Raw genomic sequence first — 19,787 nt, 5'->3', positions numbered from 1 at the left:
GGCGGGACGGTGGCAGCCAAGGGGACGAAGCCGTGTGTGAGGACGGTCCGGGTCTGTCTCTGTGCGCTGCCGGTGAAGGCGGGGTGGGGGAGTTGTCGTATCTGGTCCACGCGCGTAGCGGATCCTGTCGAGACTGAGGTTGCCTCGTGTGTGTATCTCCAACCCCCCACGCCCTATGGAGACTTCATGCACCCCGCCGATTTCGGCCTGACTGCCACTGCCCTGACCCTGAGCGGAACAGGTGTCGCTGCAGGCCCTGACTGAGCCTCCCGCACCGCCCTCTGGCGTCCGGTGCCGATGGTTTGTCGGAGTCCTCGGACAGCTCGAAGTCGGAGTAAGCGTCGGCCGATTGGAAGCCCGGCGGCCCCGTCTTCTGGCGCGCGTACGCCATGCGTGACGCGCTCGTCAAACGTGTCCGGAGGCTGACGGCCGGCGACCAGGAAGAGTCGGCCCGCGCGGATGCAGCGTCCGCGAGGGCCGCAGTCGGCATGCCGTGAGCCCCCCCTCGGACCTCGTTCGGGGATTGGCGCTTTGTCATCGACATCATCTTGATGGTGATGGCATGTTCATGCCATCCGTGGCACCCTCTCTCCTACCGCCGCATGAGCACGACAACATCCACAACCGTCCCGGTCGGCCCCACACCGGCCGGACGTTCCCCCCACAAAAGGAGCTTGTGTGACCTCCCGCGACACACACCACCGGCGCACCGCTTTGGCCGCGGCCACAGCCGTCGCCGCCACCACGGCACTTCTGAGCACCGCGCTCGCCACCACTGCCACCGCCCAGCCCACCGCCGGTCCCGCCCGCCTTGCCGCAGCTCCGGTCACGCTGTCGGCGGCCGCCCGTACGGGTCTGATCCGGCAGGCGCAGGCCGACGCGGCCCGGACCGCGCAGCACATAGGTCTCGGTGCCAAGGAGAAGCTGGTCGTCAAGGACGTCGTGAAGGATGTGGACGGCACCGTCCACACCCGCTACGAGCGCACGTATGCGGGCCTGCCGGTGCTCGGCGGCGACCTGGTCGTCCACACCACCAAGTCCGGCAGGACCGAGGGCATCTCCACTGCCACCAAGGCGAAGCTGAAGCTTGCCTCGCTCACGCCGCAGATCGCCGCCGCCAAGGCCGAGAAGCAGGCCCTGGGCCTGGCCAAGGCAGCGGGGTCGGCGAAGACTGCCGCGGACCAGGCTCCGCGCAAGGTCATATGGGCGGTGAGCGGCAAGCCCGTCCTCGCCTACGAGACGGTCGTCGGCGGCCTGCAGGACGACGGCACCCCGAACCAGTTGCACGTCATCACCGACGCCGTCACCGGCAAGAAGCTCTTCCAGTACCAGGGCATCGAGACCGGCGTCGGCAACACCCACTACAGCGGCAAGGTGGACCTGTCGACGACGCAGTCAGGCTCGTCCTACACCCTCACCGACGCCTCGCGCGGTGGTCACAAGACCTACAACCTCGACCACGGAAGTTCTGGCACCGGCACGCTGTTTTCCCAGTCCGGCGACACCTGGGGCGACGGAACGGTGTCGAACGCGGCGACCGCCGCCGCGGACGCCGCCTATGGGGCGCAGGAAACCTGGGACTTCTACAAGAAGGCCTTCGGTCGCAGCGGCATCAAGAACGACGGCGTGGGCGCGTACTCCCGCGTGCACTACGGCAACTCGTACGTGAACGCGTTCTGGGACGACAGCTGCTTCTGCATGACCTACGGCGACGGTGAGGGCAACAACGACCCGCTGACCGCGCTCGACGTGGCCGGGCACGAGATGAGCCACGGTGTCACGTCCAACACCGCCGGGCTGGAGTACACCGGTGAGTCCGGCGGCCTGAACGAGGCGACCAGCGACATCATGGGGACCGGCGTGGAGTTCTACGCCGACAACTCGTCCGACCCGGGTGACTACCTCATCGGCGAGAAGATCAACATCAATGGCGACGGCAAGCCGCTGCGCTACATGGACAAGCCCAGCAAGGACGGCGGATCCGCCGACTACTGGTCCTCCAGCGTGGGCGGCCTGGACGTGCACTACTCGTCCGGCGTCGCCAACCACTTCTTCTACCTGCTGTCCGAAGGCAGCGGCGCGAAGACGATCAACGGCGTGAGCTACGACTCGCCCACCCAGAACGGCTCCACGGTCACCGGCATCGGCCGGGACAAGGCGCTGCAGATCTGGTACAAGGCGCTGACCGCGTACTTCACCTCGACGACCGACTACAAGGGCGCCCGCGCCGGCACCCTCAAGGCGGCATCCGACCTCTACGGTGCCTCGAGCACCGAGTACAAGACGGTCGAGGCAGCCTGGTCCGCGGTCAACGTGAGCTGATCCCCACAGGCCAGGGGCGGCAGCCGGGACCCCCGGGTGCCGCCCCTGGCCCTCGACGTCACTGCCGGTACCGCACCCAGTGGCCTGCTGGGGGTGTGTGCTCCCACATGTGGTCAGCCGCCTCGGGCTGGATCAGGGGTGCGGGGCCACGCCCTCGTCGACGGGCAGCGCAACGGGCTCCTCCACCGGCTGTGCGACTGCCTTGGCGGAGGCCGCGTCGGCACCGTGTGCTCCACGCGTCCCACGCGCGGCCGATGCCGGACTCACGCGGCGCAGAGCCAGATGTAGCACCGGTATCAGCACGCAGGTGACCGCGGCGGACTGCCACAGAAGCGCGTCGAGCCGGCCCGCCGCCAGATACGCGCCCGCGGCCACTGCCGCCACCGCACACACGCCGCGGTCCACGATGCTCTCCACCGACAGCAGCGTGGCACGCGGGGCCCCCTTCGGGATGGCGTCGTTGATGAGCTTGCGCTGCACCGGATAGCCGAACCCGGTGATCGCAGCGAACGCGCACAGCAGCCCGACCACGGCCCAGGGGCCGCCGACAGTGGTGCCGGCGAGTGCGGCGGCGAGCGCGACGCTCAGCAGGGACACCCAGGCCGCGGGCGACAGCCGGCGGCTCAGCCACTGGGGCCGGGCGGAGGTCACCGCCTCGGCGACCGTCATCGCCGCGAGGACACTGCCGTGGCTGCTCTCTGCGATGCCGTGCTCGAGCAACACCGGCTGGAACAGATTGACCTGGCAGATCCGCGACAGCGTGAAGACCGCCACGCCCTGCACCATGAGCAGGGCCAGCCACGGTGACGACCGAAGGGTGCGCAGGGCGGCGCCCGTGTCCCGCAGCAGAGCTCCCCTCCGCCGCCCACGAGTGCTCGCCCCCGCCCCCGTGTCGCCGGCGGCGACACGGGGCAGGGCGAGGGCGCAGCCGAGAGAGCCCGCCGCGCTCGCCGCGCTGAGCACGTACGGCGACTGGTGGGCCACAGACATCAGCGGTCCGACGAGCGGCCAGCAGACGACCTTGGCGGCGAGCCCGAGGGCACGCGCCGTTCCCTCCGCCCTGAGGTAGTGGGCGTCCGCTCCCTCGGCGCGCAAGCCGTCGTACAGGCAGGCGCTCGCCGCGCCCGAGGTCAGGGAGCGCCCGGCGGCGATCGCGAGGAAGTGCACGAGGAAGCCCGTGTACGAGGGCGCCAGCACCGGCACCATGTTCGCCGCCGTCATGACCACTGCGCCCGCGCGCAGGCAGTTGCGGGCACCGACGCGGTCGGCGACGACTCCCGTGGGTATCTCGAACAGGCAGAAGGCGACGTAGTAGATGCTCTGGATGCCGAAGATCTGGCCGTCCGACAGGCCCGCGGCACGCTGGTAGGCGTAGAACACGGGCATCCACCACAACAGGTTGAAGAGCAGCTGGAACCCGTTGTTGAGGCGGACGATGCGGCGGGCGGCCGGGGTCATGGCCGGATCCGCGGAGCGGCGCCACACAGAAGTCATGGAGCGCCTCACCGGGCGTACGGGCGGACCTGGACCAGATGGAACGCCCCCTCGGTAGTCATGAGCCACTCGATGTCCAGAGCGTCGTCGGGGTCGCCCGCGCTGAAGTGGGACTGCAGCAGACGCCCCACCAAGGCCAGTTCGCCCAGTGACGTGCGAGTGTCCGACGGGAGGTCCTCGCCCGACGAGCCGACGTCCACGGTGCGCCCGCCGCCCTCGACCGTGTTGTACAAGTACTGGTGGGGCAGGACCTTGCCGTCGACCACCCGCTCCGGCGAACCGGCCGTGCAGTTGACGTACACGTTGCGGAAGTCCTCACGCCGGGTCGGATTGCAGGTCACCAGCACACCCCCGAGATCGGCGGGCACGTACCGCTGGATGATCACTCCCATGTAGGTGTCGTCCAGCACGATGCCGGCCTCGTGCCGCAGACGTACGCTCCGTGGCGACAGCAACGACGTCCACACCTGCCGCACCGCGTCCAGCAACTGTTCCTCACCGCGCACGGTGGTCACCGAGTCGTAGATCCCGGCCGCCGAGAAACCGGGCAGGTCCTCGGCGTTGGAGGACGAGCGCACCACGAGACGACGTCCGTCGGCCAGCAGACCCGGCACCGCGCCGGTGACGGCCCGTGCCACCCCGTCGGGGATCGGCGTGCTGTGCATCAGGCGCTGCAGGTCCAGACAGAGGGAGTCGATCACGTCGAGCGCTTCGAGTTCGAGCGCCATCTTCAGCTTGCCGATGCCCTGCTGCAGAGCGGCCGACGAGGTCAGGAAGAGATGGTGCAGGCGGAACGGGAGCGCCACCCCCTCGGGTGCCCGGATGGCGGCCGCCACGCGTTCGGCCGCCGCGGCCTGCAGCCGTTCCACGGGCGCTTCCGGCTCGCCGAGCCGTAGGGCCAGGTGGGGGAGCAGATCGGGCCGCGGCGGGCGCGGGCGTGCGTAGAACGCGGTCAGGTCCGCCGTGCGGCTGTCCAGGACATGGTGCAGTTCGCCGAGGTTGGCGGCCTTGGTGCCGTAGCTGTCGCGGTCGGCGCGCCGCAGCCGGTGCAGAGCCATGATCGGCGCCTCGTCCAGCAGGGGTGCGTCGATGCGGATGCGCTGCTGGTGCCAGACCGGCCTCTCCAGGACCGGGGCGTCGGACAGTCGCTCCAGGGTGATGGCGTCCTCGGACACCCGGTAGCGGATCCATGCGCCGTCCAGTCCGTCGCGCCGCACCAGAGCGTCCAGGTCGCGGACGATGGCGTTCGGGATGCCCCAGCCCGACGCCAGGACGTTGGTGTGCGAAAGCGGCGTCGTGGGCTCCGTGTTGACGAACCCCGCCACCCGGGGCACGTCATCGGGCAGGCAGGCCATCGCGACGATGTCCGCCCAGCCGAGCTGTGGGGCGGCGCTGCGGTACTCCGCCAGATGGCGGAACCAGCGCAGTCGGCCTTCGGCCACGCCCGGGTTGAGGCAGGTCCGGGTCCGGTTGCCGAACAGCTCCTGGCTGAGGATGCGCGGTACGCGTGCCTCACTGACCGAGGTGAGTTCGTGCTCCTGCCCGTGGTTCGCCGGTTTCAGCAGCAGGGGAAGCCGTCCGTCCACCCTTGCGCGAACGTAGTGGTAGAACTCCTCCAGCAGTGCGGCGTGCATGGTGTCCGCCTCGGTCGTCTCCAGGACCAGGAAGGGCCGCTCGGAGCCCTCGGCGTCCTCGTCGCTGTGCAGGGACAGCACCCCGAGCAGGAAGCGGCGGTCAGGCGCCATGTACACGGATGCGTTGAACGCGTCCAGAGCTGTGTCGAGTTCGTCCATCCTCATGCCGAGGATGCGCGTGGCGATGTAGTCGACGTGGAAGGGATGCACCCGGGTGTCGAGCAGGTGCCAGGTGTCCTCGGACCTGTCCACCACGACCTTCAGGTACGGGTGCCCGGCGAGCACGCCGGACAGCGCGCGGAACAACGGCAGCGAGAGGTTGGCGCCGACGACGGTACGATCGCCCGCCGTGTCGGGGATGTTGGCCTTGTGCGGTGCGCGGGTCATGGCCGGGCCCCCTCGGTGGCGTCCGTGGGCAGGATGCGCGGCAGCGCGTCGACCAGGGCGGTGAAGTCACTGACGACGGACTGCGGCCGGTCCGCCGACAACAGGCACAGGCCCGCCATGGTGTTGGCCCCGGCGGCAGGCTCGTAGACCGGCACGGGGGCCCCGTCCGGCAGAGAACTCTCGCGGACGACGGACAGCGTGCTGCCGGCGCTGACCGGCGCCGAACGGACGACCGCCGAGGCGTCCCATCGATGGCGGCGGGGCCAAGGGGTGCCGTCGCCTTGCACGGCGAGGACCACCAGCGATCCGGCCGCGCCCGTGGCATCCTCGGGTGTCAACGCCCGTGCGGGCCAGGCGGGTGAGCCGCCGAGCAGTTGGTCGGTGAACATACCGACCAGATCCAGGCCGAAGACCTCCTCGATCTGCGGCACCGTCATCGCTCCGCCGAACCGCGCGGCCGTCTCGATGGCCCACATACGGCCTTCCCTGCCCAGCTTGATCTCCGTGTGGGTGCCGCAGTTCTCCAGCCCCAGGGCATCCACGGCGTGCCGGGCGAGGTCCACGATGGTGTGCTGGGCCTCGCTTCCGACGGCGGCCGGGGTGATACCGGCGCGCTCGGTGAAGGGCGCCACCGTCGGCATCCGCCCGCTCAGACAGACGGGACGGAATTCTCCGTCGACGACCACGCCCTCGACGCTGACGTAGTCACCCCAGCCGGGGCCGTCGAACCACTCCTCGGCACATCCTCTGACGATCTCCTCGACGATGAAGTCCTCCGAGGCGCCGGGAACGTGCAGTTCCGCGAATCCGAGCAGTGCGGACTCGGCCATCACCGCGCGCGACCGCTGCCAGGCGTCCAGCGCGTCCGCGGGCCGCTCGATGATCTGGTGTGCGGTCGAGCCGGCGCTCCAGGCCGCCTTCAAAAGAAGTGGACATGACAATTCGGTGGTCGCGTGCTCCACTTCGGCCGCGCTGGTGACGGCGCGGAACCGCGGCTGCGGTATGTCGCGGCGCTTCCACGCGGCGCGCATCAGGCGTTTGTCGCGTGCGAGGGCGGCGGCGGGCCCGGCACCCCTCAGCCCGAGCCGCCGGGACGCCTCGGCGACCGCGACCACCGCGTACTCCGAGAAGGTGAGAACGGCATCCGCCCCCACCTCGCGGGCTCGGGCGGTGATGAGCTCGACCAGGTCGCCACCGCGGGCGTCGAGGGGTGTGACGACCGACGCGCACAGCCTCGCGGCGTCAGAGGCCACGGGGGTGGGCAGTTCGCTGAGCGCCAGTAGGTGCACAGCGGACCTCGCGGCCACCCGCGTCAGGGCATGGCCCACCGGAGGGCCGCCCTTGGCATGCACGTACAGCACCTTGTTCACGGAACTCCAACTCCTTTGATGTCGTCGGGCGGCCACTGGGCCGCCCACGCCGTCTCCTTCAAGCGAACCAGCACCTGCCCGCGTCCGAGGTGCCGAGATTCCCGAAGCACTCAGGCAAATGCCTTACTGCTGCCGCCGATCCGCGCCAGGTGAAGGTGTGGTCATGTGCTAGCGCCGCCGACGCACAGCACGGAGCGTCTGCCCTGCTCGCATGCCCCATCCCCTACGGGATACGCATGAGGTGTCACCCAAAGTGATGTGGTGCATGGTTGAAGGAGTTGGACGTGGACGAAGCTGATTTCAAGGCGTTACTCGCGCCTCTTGCGGTGTCCTGGTGGGAAGCCGACAGCGGGCTGAGCGTGGTCGACAGCGGGGGCGCCGCGTTCGACGACCGGCGTACCACCCGCCGGTTCCTCGAGGCCCTCCACGCGGACGGCGGCGGCCCGTCCAGCGCGTCCGGCTGCGGCCCGTACCGTGCGTGTTTCGAGGGCAGAACCTTCCACGTCCACTGGCCGGAACTCGGCGGCGGGCCGGGACGGCACGGCAGCAGGGGAGTGGCGATCGAGATGGTCGACAGGCCGGACGACGACCCGTACGCCACGTTCGCCGACCTCGCCCCTGCCGCGGCATTCGTGCGCGACGCCACGGGCCGTTACCTGTGGGCCAACCACGCCTATGCCCACCTGTACGGCACCACGCGCGACGCCGTGATCGGCCGTCACCTCGCCGACGTCGACGAAGCCGGTGACATCACCCGGTTCCTCGCCCTCGACCAGGAGGTCCTGACGCGCGGCCGGCCGGTACGGCACACCCTCACCTACCGGCGCGTCGACGGTTGCTCGGGCCGTGCGGCGGGCTACCGCTTCCCCGTCCGCTGGGGCGCGGCCCGCTGTGTCGCGGGCATCTACGTCGACGTCACCGACTACGCCCAGGTTCTGGACCAACGACACCAGGCCGAGGCCGACTTACAGGCCCTGCGCGACCACAGCGGACTGCTCTGCGTCCGCCTGACCCCGGACGGCCGGGTCAGCGAGGCCGGCACCGTTGTCGCCGATGTCCTGCGCATCCGGCTCTCCGACCTGATAGGCCTGCCGGCCGACACCCTGCTCGCCAGGACACCCGAACGGAGCGCCCTGCACCGGATCTGGGACGACCTGATCACTGGCCGGCGCCGAAGCGCCCGCACCTGTGCCGTACTCGTCGACCGGGACGGCTGGCGGCGCCGGGCCCGAATCCATCTGAGCACCGTGTGCGGTACGTCCCCCGGTGTGTCCGGCGTGTGGGCCGTCGGCACTCACCTCGGCCTGCCCCATGAGGCCCGACCGGACCTGACGGCCGCCCAGGTCCGCATACTCGCCCTGCTGGCGGCCGGGCACAGCAACGCGGACATCGCAAGGACGCTGCGCCTGTCCCGGCAGACGCTGGACTACCACCTGAGCCGCCTGCGCGCCCTGCTCGACGCCGCCAACCGCCCGGCGCTGGTCGCCCGAGCCTACGTGCTCGGTATCCTCTCATCACAGACCTGGCCGCCCCGGTCCTCGACGGCGGCGCACCCCGCAAGCCCGGTCTGAACGCTCCGCTCCCGTCCAGGCACCGCCCGATGAAGGAGCCCGCACCGCTGACGCCGGGCGGGGCGGCGTCCGTGTACGGCTGGAAGGTCACGAAACAACGGACGGACCCGATCCGGCACCTGCACCGTCACCGAGCCCGCTCCCCTCGCCGACGCCAGTCGCTTCCCCTGATAATCACGCGCCGTGACCATCCTTGCTGCCTGTCGTCGGAGCCGTGATCGGTCGGACCGGGCCCGTCCGCGTTCCCCGGCCCAGCACGAGATTTCCCGGTGCTGGTTCGGTGCCGGGGACTCTGCGTCAGCCACCGTGGGGATGCGTCGACCGGTCGGGCGCGCGTGTGCCTCGCTGCACTTCTATCGGGCGTCAGCCACGCTGCCTGGTGTCATCCGTCAGAGCAGCGGCGACGGCAGCTGGTGTTCACCTGTGTCCGCCGCAGTCCGCCGACCATGTCACTCTCGGTGAGATACACACATAAGAGGTAGGTTTCGATCAAGGGTGGCAGTGATCTGCCGAAGACATGCATGCCGGGCTGGAGCACGGGGGAGTCTGACCAACTCGCCCGTCCGGCCACGGCTCGCGGAACGGGGGACTCATGACCAGGTACCAGCGCGTGCCCGCTGCGGCGGGCGCGGTTGCCGTCGGCGCCGCGCTTCGATCAAAACGGATCGGATGACCGGGGAATCAAGCTCTCCCTGAAGTAACGGCTGGAACGGCGCAGTCGTCGCGGCCGTGACCGCACGAAGCGGCTGCCGCTGCCGCGGACCCAGGTACCACCGTGCCCGCAGTCGGGCTTGCCGGTGTCGAGGCCGGCATGTGTCGAGCCGAATGGGCCGCCCGTAAGGGACCACCAGCATGCCGAGAGTTCCATACCTGTTGAGGAGACATGCGCATTACTCGAATACACAAGCTCCTGCTGTCAGCCGGTGCGCTGGTCCTGGCGACTGCCATGCCCGCCATCGCTGACACCCCTCCCCCGATTGCACCCTCCACCAGCCCCGCACCCTCCACGCCGTCGGATCCCTCCGTGCCCTCCACGTCGGCAACACCCACACCCTCTGCACCCTCGGCGCCCTCTGCTACACCCTCTACGCCCGCAGCCTCCGCCGACGATGACGATGCGGTCGAAGACGACCAGTGGACGAGCGAAGCGGCCGAGAAGTTCTGGACATCCGAGCGGATGGCCGCGGCCACACCGGACTCTCCCCGCCCCGAGACGCCCGCCGACTGGAAGCCCGCCGCACACCTGTCGGCCGCTGCAGCCGCCAAGGACGGCTACTACTTCGGAGGCGTTCCCACCGTCGGCACCTTCTTCCACTACACAAGGAACCCCGCCACCGACAAACTGGAGGGGCGTTTCTGCTCGGCCAGTGTCATCGACAGCCCGCAGGGCAACGTCATCCTGACCGCCGCACACTGCTCGGGCGGCAGCAAGGGCATGTTCGTGCCCCGCTACGACGGCGCGGCGACGAACCCCGCTCCCTACGGCCGGTTCCCGGTGCAGAAGTGGATCCGTGACTCCCGCTGGTACTAGGTGGGCGACAACCCCACCCGTGACGCCTACTCCGACCTGGACTACGCCTTCGCCCGGGTAGGCACCAACAGCAGCAACCACAGCCTGCAGAAGGCTGTCGGCGCCGCTCTCGAGCTCGGCCAGGTGAACGGCGACTACAGCCAGACCGTGACCGTGGTCGGCTACCCGGGAAGCCACAACCCGAAGAACCGGCCGATCATCTGCCCCGGCGTCACAACCCGGCAGCTTCCCGGCTACCGGCAGATGCGCATGGAGTGCGGCGGCTTCTACGGAGGCACCTCCGGAAGCCCCTGGATCACCGGCCTGAACACCACGACCGGCAGCGGAACCGTGATCGGCAACCTCGGCGGCTACTACGGCGGCGGCCTGGAGAACGACAGCGACCGGATCTCCTTCGCCGTCACCTACGACAAGCGTGCCCTGGAGATCTACGCCGCCGCGAAGAACAACACCGAACCGCAGAAATACCCGCGCGGCTACAGCATGTACCCCACCGGCGGCGGCCTGTGGACCAACGCCAAGAAGATGGCCTCCGGTGACTACAACGGCGACGGCAAGACCGACATGATCGTGGTCTGGGTGGACAGCGAGGTCACCCTCTACGCCGGTGACGGCAAGGGCGGCTTCTCCGGCGAGAAGAGGATCACGAAGTCCGACACCTGGAAGGACGCCAAGGTCATCGCCGGAGGCGACTTCACCGGCAGCGACTCCTCCGACCTCGTCGTGGTCTGGGTGGACGGCGAAGTCACCCTCTATACCGGCGACGGCAGGGGCGGATTCGCCAAGGAGACGCAGCTCCAGAAGCCCGACGACACCTGGCGGAACGCCATCCAGATCACGGCCGGGCGCTACAGCGACAACAAGTGGACCGACGACCTCATGGTCCGCTGGGTCGACGGGGAGCTCTCCCTCTACACCGACGTCGACGGCCGGGGCCTCCTCCACGAGCACAAGCTCAAGGATCCCAACGACACCTGGAAGCACGCCACGATCCTCACCGCCGGCAACTTCACCGGCGGCTCCAACTGGGACGTGATAGTGCGCTGGTCGGACGGCGAGCTCTCGCTCTACCGCGACGCGAGCCCCTCCAGTGTGGGAACGGAAGTCCGGATGTTGTCCTCTAACCAGCTGTGGACCCACGCCTCTGTCATGACCGCGGGCGCCTACACGCAGGGCGAGCCCGACGACCTGCTGGTGCGTTGGTCGGACGGTGAGACCACCCTCTACACAGACACCTCTACCACCCTCGGCCGTGAACACATGCTCGTGCCGCCCAAGGCCGACTGACCCCCCCTCTCAGGAAGGCGAGGTACGCGCGATGTACCTGCGCACTGCAGCGACCGCTCTCACCGCGACCATCATCGGCCTCACGGGCTCCCACACAGCCTCGGCGGCGGACGGTCCGGGCCTGAGCATCAGCATCCGCGAGAACGACAGCGACAGCACCGCAGACGGCCCCCTTCAGCAGGGTGCGCCCGTCGTGGTCACGTCCGACGTCGACCTGACCTCCCTGGCCGCGGACGGCAACGGCAGCTTCACCGTGAAGTCTCCGGCGTTCACCAAGGACGTGACCGTGGAGATGCGGAAGAACAGCTTCGGGGAGGGCTACGGCACCATCAGCTGCGACATCCGGTCGGGAAGCTACCCGGTCGACATCGCCGGGCAGCACGAGAAGGCCGCATCGATCGGCAATCGGGGCCACCTGACCATCACGGTCAAGGACGACAACGACCAGTACTGCGAGCAGGCGGCCGGTTCCTCCAGCCGCACCGGCACCGTTGCCGCAGTCGGCGGCGGCGCGATAGTCCTCGCCGCCGCCGGCTACACCGCCGTGCGCCGCCGGAGGACCAGGAACACCTGACCACGGCAGTGGCGGGGGCCGCCGTCACCGCACGGCGGCCCCGTCACACAAACCGCTCGCCGCGGCGGCGGGAACTGCCGGCGGAAGAGGGTGAAGCCGACCCCCTTTGCGCACAAGGCGGCTTCATCGGGCTGTGCGGGGCACAGAGGCCAGCTGCCGACACCATGCCCGTGACTGGTGCGGGTGTTGCCGCAACACCTGACGGTGCACCAGTCCTGACCTGCGGATCGGGAGTGTTGCGGCCTGTCGGGCGGCAGTATCGACGGGCCTTGGACGTTGCCGGTTTGTCGATTGCCTGGCGCAACGGATTCATCTGTCGTCATTGTGTGGCTCGCAGTAAGGCGGGCTCATCCGGGGCCCGCGGCCCCGGCCGGCGTCCGGCGGGGTGAGGAAGGGAAGGTTCGATGGATCGTTCGCTTGTGTCGGTGAGGGCGGCGCTGGTGCTGTTACTTGCCGCGCTGGCCGGTGTGGGGGCCGGCCTGTTGTCGGTGCTGGCCGGGAACGGGGTGGCGGGCGGTGTGCTCGCCGGGCTCACTGCCGCGGGCGGGGCCGTGCCCGTGTTCAACCAGGTGATCGCCCCGGACACCACCCACAGCAGGCCTGCTGGACGCCGGGCGGGAACGAAGGGCGGTAGCGCCCGTGGGTGAGCTGCGTCCTCTCGCCCCGGACCTGACATCGGAATCCCGTGCACTGGCCATGGCGCTCCGGGAGCTGTTCGAAGGCCTGGAAGTCTCGGTCCGCCGCTACGCGGCCCGCCGCGTTCGGGACGCCGGCACCTTCTCCCGCTATCTCAGTGGCACCCGCGTGCCGCCATGGGAAGTGGTGATGGACCTGTTCACCGACGTCGCCGAACATCGCGGCATGGCCGCCACGCCGGACGCCATCGAACTGGTGCGCCGCCTGCACCGGGCAGCCGTCGAGTCCAGCACCTCACCCCGCCACGCGGTCGCGGTACTCGAGCAGCAACTCGCCGAGGCCGACCGTTACTCACGCCGCTCCACCGCCCGCGGCGACGCACTGAGCGACGCGCTGCTGGACCGCAAACACCGTATCGCCGACCTGGAAGTGCGTCTGAACCAGCTGGAAGCCGAATGGAGCGCGGAACGCGAACGAGCCGAACGCCTGGCCGCAGCCAACCCGGACGTCAGCGGGCTACTCCACGAACGCGACCAGCTGCAGGACGAAGTCACCCGCCTGTGCGCCCAGCTCCACGAAGCGCAAAAGCAGCGCGACGAAGCCGAACAGCGCTGCACTCTGCTGGAACGACAGCTGGAAGCGGTCGAACAGGTCCAGACCGTCGCCGCCGTGACCCCTGCGGTCTCGCGAGCCATGCCCAAGGTCCTCATCGTCGACGATCAGCCGGACAACCTGATGGCCATGACCGCCGTCCTGTCCACCCTCGACCAAAAACTGGTCGCCGTCTCCTCTGGCCGCGAAGCCCTCAAAGCCCTCCTCGATCACGACGACTTCGCCGTGATCATCATGGACGTCCAGATGCCCGACATGGACGGCTACGAGACCGCCGCCCACATCAAACGACGCCCTCGCACCCACGACGTCCCCATCATCTTCCTCACCGCCATGGGTACCGATCCCGAACACTCTGCCCGCGGTTACGCCGCCGGAGCGGTCGACTACATCGGCAAACCCTTCGATCCCTGGGTCCTGCGCGCCAAAGTCGCGGTCTTCACCCGTATCTACCTCGAACAACGGCGCCTCGCCGGAGACCAGTGACTACCGACCAGGGCCGGGCCGTCGCTCGGCGCGTGCATCCACGCGCCGAGCCCCATGGCGTCCGCGGTCAGCATGAGGTTCTGCAGCAGCAGCTCGGACTCGATCTGGGTCCGCAGCGGGCCCAGCACACCCAGCGGAAGCTCGAGGTCCTTGTTCGGGGCCGTCCGGACCTGGAGTTGGCGGGGTTTCGGTGATCTTCGCCCTGCCCGGACACGGCAGTGGTGTGCTTCACGTCCGCGACGCACTTTGGCGCGTGCGCAGTCCCGCCAGCGTGGTCAGCACGGTGTCGTTGGCATTCCGGTTGCCGATGGTGAGCCGGAGTCCCTCGCCGGGGTAGTGGCGCGCCTGGACACCGGCGTCGGTGAGTGCTGCGGCGCCCTCATCGATCGGATCGGGCGCGGCGAGCCAGACGGAATTGGCATGGCCGGGGCGTACACGCCAGCCGAGGGACACGAGTTCACGCCGGAGCCGTTCGCGTTCGGCGACGACGGTGTCCACGCGTAGCCGCAGTTCGCTCTCGGCCCGCAGCGAGGCTTTCACCGCCGCTGTTGCCACCGCGTTGATCCCGAAGGGCAGCTGGTGCCGACGGATCCGCTCCACCAGGTCGGGGGCGCCGAGTCCGTAGCCGACCCGCAGGGCGGCGAGGCCGTATGCCTTGGAGAAGGTGCGCAGGACCAGCAGGTTGGAGTGTGCGTCCAGGAGCGCGGACGTATCCGGCAGGTCGGTGTCGCGGGCGAACTCCACGTACGCCTCGTCGAGGAGCACGGTGACATGTCGGGGGACCTGGCGCAGGAATACCGACAGTGCGTCGGCGGTGACGAGGCTTCCGGTGGGGTTGTGCGGATTGCACAGCACCACGACGCGGGTGCGGCGGTCCAGGGCCGCGAGCAGGGCGTCCAGATCCTGGTGTCCGTCCGGCGACAGGGGTATGGGGACAGGCTGAGCGCCGGCCATGGCGGCCAGGAGGGGGTAGGCGTCGAACGTACGCCAGGCGTAGGCCACTGTGTCGCCGGGCCGGACCACCGCCTGGAGCAACTGCAGGGCCACGCCGACCGATCCGCTGCCGACCGCGACGCGATCGGAGGTCACCTGGCACCACGCGGCGATCTGCTCGGTGAGGTCGTCGGGGTGGAACTGCGGGTAGCGGTGGGCCTGTGCGACGGCCCGTTGCATGGCCTCGCGTACCGAGGGCAGTGGGGGATACGGGCTCTCGTTCAGGGCAAGGCGGTGCAGCACGGGGGTGTCCATGGCTCAGTCCCGTCCGCCGTGCCAGCGGACGGCGACGGCACCGGCGAAGTCGCCCGCGTGAGCGAACCCCCCGAGCACCACCAGGTCGCCGTCCTTGACCTGCCGGGTGTTGAGCGCGCGGTCCAGGGTGACCGGGATCGCCGCGCCGAAGAGATTTCCGTACTCGTCGAAGGTGTTCAGGTGCCGTTCGGCCGGCAGTTGCAGTGCCTCTCGCCAGTTCCGCAGGAAAGTGCGGTTGGGCTGGTTGGTGATGAGGACGTCGATGTCGGTGCTCGCCACGTTGAGCCGCCGGCACAGGTCCATGACCACCTCGGGGACGAGGCGGTTCCCGCGTGCCAGGACCTTGGCGACGCTGGCGTCGCTGAACCCGATCCGCAGCTGGGACTCTCCCGGCTCCCAGTACTTGCGACCGTCGTCGACCGCCACGGTCATGTCGCCGGCGTACTCGCCGATGTGCCGGGTCTGCACGTCGAGGACCGGCGACTGTGCCGACGTCGTCACGAACGCCACACCGCACCCGTCGCCCGGGATCGCCGCCTGGGCGAGTTTGCGCACCTCGGACTGGGTGAACCATTGCCCCGCGGCGCTCTGCGCGTTGCATATCAGCGCGGTCTTCGCGTCGGTGGAGGTGAGGATCTGCCGGGCCATCTTCAACATGTACACGAAGGACGCGCAGCCCGCGTTGGCCACGTCGACGAGCCACTCCGGGTTCAGGCCCAGCCGACGCGCCACCTCGGTTCCGGCGCCCACGAACGGCAGGTCCGGCAACTGGCTGTGCACCAACAGCACGTCGACGGCTCGGATCTCCGCCCCGCCGTGCCGTTCGATCAGGGGTTGTACGGCGCGTTCGATCATGTCCGCGTTCGTCTCGTCCGAGGCCACATGGTGCCGTAACGGCGGGACCTTGAACATGGGGTGGCTGCGGAGCTTGTCCTCGGCTCCTGGGTACTCGGTGTAGAACTCCGCGGGGACGGGCTCGCCGGGAAGGTAGCTCGCCACGTCGGTGAGGCTGACCGTCGTCACTGCGCCACCGCCCTGGCCGGAGCCACGCTGACCGGCAGGCCGCCCCGGTGGCGGTGTTCCAGGATGGCCTTGAGATTGTTCATCTCCACTGTGTGCCCCGCGTAGAAGAGGTCCCAGTAGTCACCCACCCAGGGCCGGTTTGGGCGCGGCGCCTTCTCGGGATGCGGGTTGGCGTCGTAGTAAGGGTGCCGGCAGTTGGTCCAGGTGATCACCGAACCGGGCTTGTCGAGCACCAGCCGGGCCGGGACGACACGCATCAGGTAGATCATCCACAGCTTCTCGCCCTGGTCCCACGAGCAGTGGTAGTCCACGGTCATGGCCTCGGGGTTCGCGACCACCTCGCAGTAGATCCTGGTGTCGTCCTCCAGCCGGTCGTGCCCAACCCAGAGCCCCGGTGTGCCGGTGGGGGCGAAGTCCCGCAGGCTGCAGGTCCACTCCTCCAGGTGGTGGCCCTGGCGGAGGTAGTCGTAGGCCTGCTCCGGGGGGCAGTCGACGTACTCGTGGATGGTGCAGTACTGCCCGTAGACCTGATGGTGGGGGTAGACCGCGTGGGTGAGCTCCATGCAGTGGGCGGTCAGTTCCTCCTTGCCGGCGTTCTCGATCCGGACCAGACCGGGGATGTCAGCCAACGTGGACGACTCCTCGCTCATCTGAACTCTCCTTGCTCTTGGTGGCTTCGGTGAAGGACTGGAAGGGAAGGAACGGGGGGATCTCCCGTGGGTCACAGGGCACCGCGACGAACGCCGGGCCGCCGCCCGCGTTGCTGCGCAGCAGTGCCGTGCGCAGTTGCGCCGCGTCGACGGCTCCCGTGGCCTCCAGCGACGGGAAGGCGGCGGCCACTCCGGCGGCGAGGTCGGTCCGGGCGAACAGGTCGTCGCTGCGGACGCCGCCCTGGAGGAGTTCCTCCCGCAGCGCGCACATGGCGTGGGCGTTGTTGTTGAAGATCACGAACGTCACGGGTGCGTCGTACTCCACGGCGGTGTGCACTTCCATCCCGTGCATGAAGAAGGCCCCGTCGCCGGCGAGGACGTAGGTGCGTCGGCCGGTGGCGAGCGCGGCGCCGATGCCGGCACCGAAGGTGTAGCCCATGCCGCCCATGCCGACCGCCACCACGAAGCGGCCGTGGCGCGGTGCCCGGAGGAGATGTACCGCGCTGGCGCCCGCGTTGCCGGCGTCCACGAAGACGTGTGCGTCCTCGGGGAGTGCGGCCTCCACGGCGGCGACCGCCTGGGGGTGGGGGACGGTTCGCTCCGGGGCCTGAATGAGCGGGCCCGGCGTGGGCGTGGGAAGGGGGCCGGCGTGCGGCGGGCAGGGACGTGGGTGCGACGGCAGTCGGGCGGTCACCGCGCGCAGCGCGTCCCGCAGGTTCCCACCCAGCGTGGTGCCCGCCACGAACGGCGGTTCGGGGCCGAGGCATACGACGTCGGTGGCGGCCAGGGCCCGGTCGAGGCCGCCCCTTGCCAGGAGCGGCAGTCGGGTACCGACCAGCAGGCACAGGTCGGCCCGCCGCAGACAGTCTTCGACGTTGGCGTGGCCCATCACCCCGGCTACGCCTGCGAATCGGGGGTCATGGTTGTCGAAGACGTCCTTGGCGTCCGGGGTCACCGCCACCCATGCCCCGAGGCGCCTGGCCAGTTCGGCCAGATCTCCCCGCACGTCGGCAGCGGCGACATCCTCGCCGGCGATGACGAGGACGCGACCGGCCCCGCGAAGGGCCTCCGACACGGCGCTGACGGCAGCTGTGTCGAGCCGCGCCGCGGATGCCGTCGCATGGCCGCCCGGTGAGGCGGTCGTGTCGCGGGCAGGCACCTGGATCCGCGCCTGCTGCACGTCCTTGGGAAGCAACAGCACGGCCGGCCCGCGTGGATCGGCCTGTGCCGCCGCGACTGCCCGGGGCAGCAACTCCGTGAGTGAGTCCGCGTCATCGACCCGGGCGCAGAACCGGGAGACGGGTGCGAAGACCTCCCGTGCGTCGAAGGACCCCGCCTTGCCGCTGGAGTCCTGGAACGCCCCGTGCCCTTCCTGACCGGTCGGGGGCTGGCCCACCAGGGCCAGCACGGGCACCCGGGAAGCGTACGCCTCTGCCAGACCCGGTACGAGATTCATCGCCCCGCCGCCCGAGGTGGCCGCAACAACGCCGAGGCACCTGGTGGTACGTGCGTATCCGTCGGCCATGGTGACGGCGGAGAACTCGTGTTTGGCGACGACGCCGCGGACAACGCCGCCACGGTGCACCGCGTCATACAGGTCCTCGATGTTCGCGCCGCCGACGCCGAACATGTGGGTGACGCCGGCCCTCGCGAGTTCCCCGGCCAGGTAGTCGACCAGGCGTACCGTTTCTGCCTCGCCCGGTTCCGAAGCCGTGGTCGTCATGCGGGGCTCCCCTCCCTCTCGTGGTGCCGGTCGATGAGGCCGGATGGCGAGATGACCTGAAAGCGGTGCCGGTATTCCTTGGGGGTGAGTCCCAGCGTTCGTCCGAAGGAGCGGAAGAACGTCTCGGTGGCGGCGAATCCGCAGCGGCCGGCTATCTGGCTGATCGTCAGGTCCGTGGTTTCCAGCAGTTCGCGTGCGCGGGCGATGCGGGTCCGCTCGACGTACTGGCCGGGTGTCGTGCCCACCTCGCGCCGGAAGACCCGGGCGAAGTTGCGCTGACTCATGTTGGCCTGCCGCGCGATCTCGGCCACGGGCAGCGGGTTGTCCAGGTTGTCCAGGATCCACTCCTGCGCTGCCCGGATCGGCGGATGGTCGGCCAACTGGGCGTCGAGGACGGCGCTGTACTGGGACTGTCCTCCGTGCCGCTTGAGGAACAGCACGAGAAACCGTGCCGTCTCCAGCGCGAGCGCCGATCCGTGATCGGCCTCCACCAGAGCCAGCGCCATGTCGATGCCTGTCGACACGCCCGCGGAGGTCACGAAGGGGCCGTCCCAGACGAAGATCGGCTCGGCGTCCACCGTCACATCCGGATAGCGGCACGCCATCGCCTCGCAGTACGCCCAGTGCGTGGTGGCGCGTCTGCCGTCGAGGAGGCCGGCCTCGGCCAGCAGGAAGGATCCGCCGCATACGGAGGCGACTCTGCGCGACCGGGCTGCCGCCCGGCCGATCCAGGACACGAGCACCTGGTCCCGGAGCGCGTTGTCGAGACTCCATCCGCCCGGCACGAGGAGCGTGTCGATCGGGCCCTGCCCCGCCTCCAGTGGCGAGGCCCCCACCACCACTCCTGAACTCATGCGCACCAGTGGTGCGTCGGCGGAGACGAAGTCGGTTCGGTAGGGGGTGCCCGACGGACCCAGGAGCCGGTTCGCGGTATCGAACACTTCAATCGGTCCGGTGATGTCCAGGGCCATCGCGCCCGTGTACACCACCACAACAACACGTCGCTCTAACACGGTCACACCCTGTATCGGGTGTGGCACTGGCTGCAATGACAGTTTATTGACGAATCCGGCCAACGCGCCGTCGTCGCAGGGCGAAGAGGGGGTCTGGTCAGGCAGTTTGTGCGCCCGAGCCGACGGCGCCGGGTGAGGCAGCTCACAGCTGGCACCGAGCAGGGCTATCAGCAGCGGGCCGACGTTCACGACGAGAGCGGCGGTGCCCGCGTCCACCTGCTGCTCA

15 protein-coding genes are annotated in these 19,787 nt (G+C 69.4%); 7 read left to right on the top strand and 8 right to left on the bottom strand.

Translation table 11 applies throughout. The features are described 5' to 3' along the window. The first annotated feature begins 678 nt into the window (after nucleotides 1-678). A complete protein-coding gene (locus ACWC5O_RS42090; protein ID WP_450591806.1) occupies nucleotides 679-2,322 on the top strand; it encodes a M4 family metallopeptidase in 1,644 nt (547 codons plus the stop codon). 132 nt (nucleotides 2,323-2,454) lie between these two features. Here ACWC5O_RS42090 and ACWC5O_RS42085 read toward each other — a convergent pair whose 3' ends face one another. Genes ACWC5O_RS42085 through ACWC5O_RS42075 form a run of 3 tightly spaced genes read right to left on the bottom strand, consistent with a single transcriptional unit; the run spans nucleotide 2,455 to nucleotide 7,207 of the window. Further along, on the bottom strand, nucleotides 2,455-3,816 hold the full coding sequence (locus ACWC5O_RS42085; protein ID WP_450591804.1) for an MFS transporter: 1,362 nt from the start codon (nucleotides 3,814-3,816) through the stop codon (nucleotides 2,455-2,457). Nucleotides 3,817-3,824: 8 nt separating this feature from the next. Then, the gene (locus ACWC5O_RS42080) at nucleotides 3,825-5,837 is read right to left on the bottom strand and encodes a PEP/pyruvate-binding domain-containing protein (protein WP_450591802.1); all 2,013 of its coding nucleotides are present in this window, start codon (nucleotides 5,835-5,837) and stop codon (nucleotides 3,825-3,827) included. Beyond that, entirely contained in the window at nucleotides 5,834-7,207 is a 1,374-nt protein-coding gene (locus tag ACWC5O_RS42075; RefSeq protein ID WP_450591800.1) for an ATP-grasp domain-containing protein, read from the bottom strand. Before ACWC5O_RS42075 ends, ACWC5O_RS42080 begins: the two co-directional genes overlap by 4 nt. A gap of 284 nt (nucleotides 7,208-7,491) precedes the next feature. Here ACWC5O_RS42075 and ACWC5O_RS42070 point away from each other — a divergent pair, with 284 nt between their 5' ends. The 6 genes from ACWC5O_RS42070 to ACWC5O_RS42045 all read left to right on the top strand — a co-directional run bounded on the left by ACWC5O_RS42070 (nucleotide 7,492) and on the right by ACWC5O_RS42045 (nucleotide 13,904). Beyond that, a complete protein-coding gene (locus ACWC5O_RS42070) occupies nucleotides 7,492-8,778 on the top strand; it encodes a helix-turn-helix transcriptional regulator (protein ID WP_450591799.1) in 1,287 nt (428 codons plus the stop codon). A gap of 1,177 nt (nucleotides 8,779-9,955) precedes the next feature. Further along, nucleotides 9,956-10,309 (top strand): hypothetical protein, encoded by a 354-nt coding sequence (locus ACWC5O_RS42065; protein WP_450591798.1) that lies wholly within the window; start codon nucleotides 9,956-9,958, stop codon nucleotides 10,307-10,309. After that, nucleotides 10,310-11,596, top strand: a complete 1,287-nt coding sequence (locus ACWC5O_RS42060) for an FG-GAP-like repeat-containing protein (RefSeq protein WP_450591797.1) — start codon at nucleotides 10,310-10,312, stop codon at nucleotides 11,594-11,596. It begins immediately after the preceding gene. A 31-nt stretch (nucleotides 11,597-11,627) separates the two neighbouring features. Further along, complete coding sequence (locus ACWC5O_RS42055) at nucleotides 11,628-12,170, top strand: hypothetical protein (RefSeq protein ID WP_450591796.1); 543 nt, start codon at nucleotides 11,628-11,630, stop codon at nucleotides 12,168-12,170. 404 nt (nucleotides 12,171-12,574) lie between these two features. Beyond that, nucleotides 12,575-12,817 (top strand): hypothetical protein, encoded by a 243-nt coding sequence (locus ACWC5O_RS42050; protein ID WP_450591795.1) that lies wholly within the window; start codon nucleotides 12,575-12,577, stop codon nucleotides 12,815-12,817. Next, nucleotides 12,810-13,904 carry a response regulator gene (locus tag ACWC5O_RS42045; RefSeq protein WP_450591793.1) on the top strand — a complete coding sequence of 365 codons (1,095 nt, stop codon included), beginning with the start codon at nucleotides 12,810-12,812 and terminating at the stop codon, nucleotides 13,902-13,904. The genes ACWC5O_RS42050 and ACWC5O_RS42045 overlap by 8 nt, the downstream gene beginning before the upstream one ends. 228 nt (nucleotides 13,905-14,132) lie before the next feature. Here ACWC5O_RS42045 and ACWC5O_RS42040 read toward each other — a convergent pair whose 3' ends face one another. The 5 genes from ACWC5O_RS42040 to ACWC5O_RS42020 are packed head-to-tail and all read right to left on the bottom strand — an operon-like array spanning nucleotide 14,133 to nucleotide 19,777. Beyond that, nucleotides 14,133-15,152 (bottom strand): histidinol-phosphate transaminase, encoded by a 1,020-nt coding sequence (locus ACWC5O_RS42040; RefSeq protein WP_450591792.1) that lies wholly within the window; start codon nucleotides 15,150-15,152, stop codon nucleotides 14,133-14,135. A gap of 3 nt (nucleotides 15,153-15,155) precedes the next feature. Continuing rightward, nucleotides 15,156-16,175 carry a 3-oxoacyl-ACP synthase III family protein gene (locus ACWC5O_RS42035; protein WP_450591790.1) on the bottom strand — a complete coding sequence of 340 codons (1,020 nt, stop codon included), beginning with the start codon at nucleotides 16,173-16,175 and terminating at the stop codon, nucleotides 15,156-15,158. After that, nucleotides 16,172-16,825: an SRPBCC family protein gene (locus ACWC5O_RS42030; RefSeq protein WP_450591789.1), complete on the bottom strand. Its 654-nt coding sequence runs from the start codon at nucleotides 16,823-16,825 to the stop codon at nucleotides 16,172-16,174. The genes ACWC5O_RS42035 and ACWC5O_RS42030 overlap by 4 nt, the downstream gene beginning before the upstream one ends. Next, the gene (locus ACWC5O_RS42025; protein WP_450591787.1) at nucleotides 16,797-18,548 is read right to left on the bottom strand and encodes a thiamine pyrophosphate-binding protein; all 1,752 of its coding nucleotides are present in this window, start codon (nucleotides 18,546-18,548) and stop codon (nucleotides 16,797-16,799) included. The genes ACWC5O_RS42030 and ACWC5O_RS42025 overlap by 29 nt, the downstream gene beginning before the upstream one ends. Then, nucleotides 18,545-19,777: a GlxA family transcriptional regulator gene (locus ACWC5O_RS42020; RefSeq protein ID WP_450781223.1), complete on the bottom strand. Its 1,233-nt coding sequence runs from the start codon at nucleotides 19,775-19,777 to the stop codon at nucleotides 18,545-18,547. The genes ACWC5O_RS42025 and ACWC5O_RS42020 overlap by 4 nt, the downstream gene beginning before the upstream one ends. Nucleotides 19,778-19,787 lie beyond the last annotated feature (10 nt).

Source organism: Streptomyces sp. NPDC001450 (assembly GCF_053597295.1).
The sequence above is the reverse complement of the archived record's forward strand: the minus strand, read 5'-3'. Positions and strand labels throughout refer to the sequence as shown.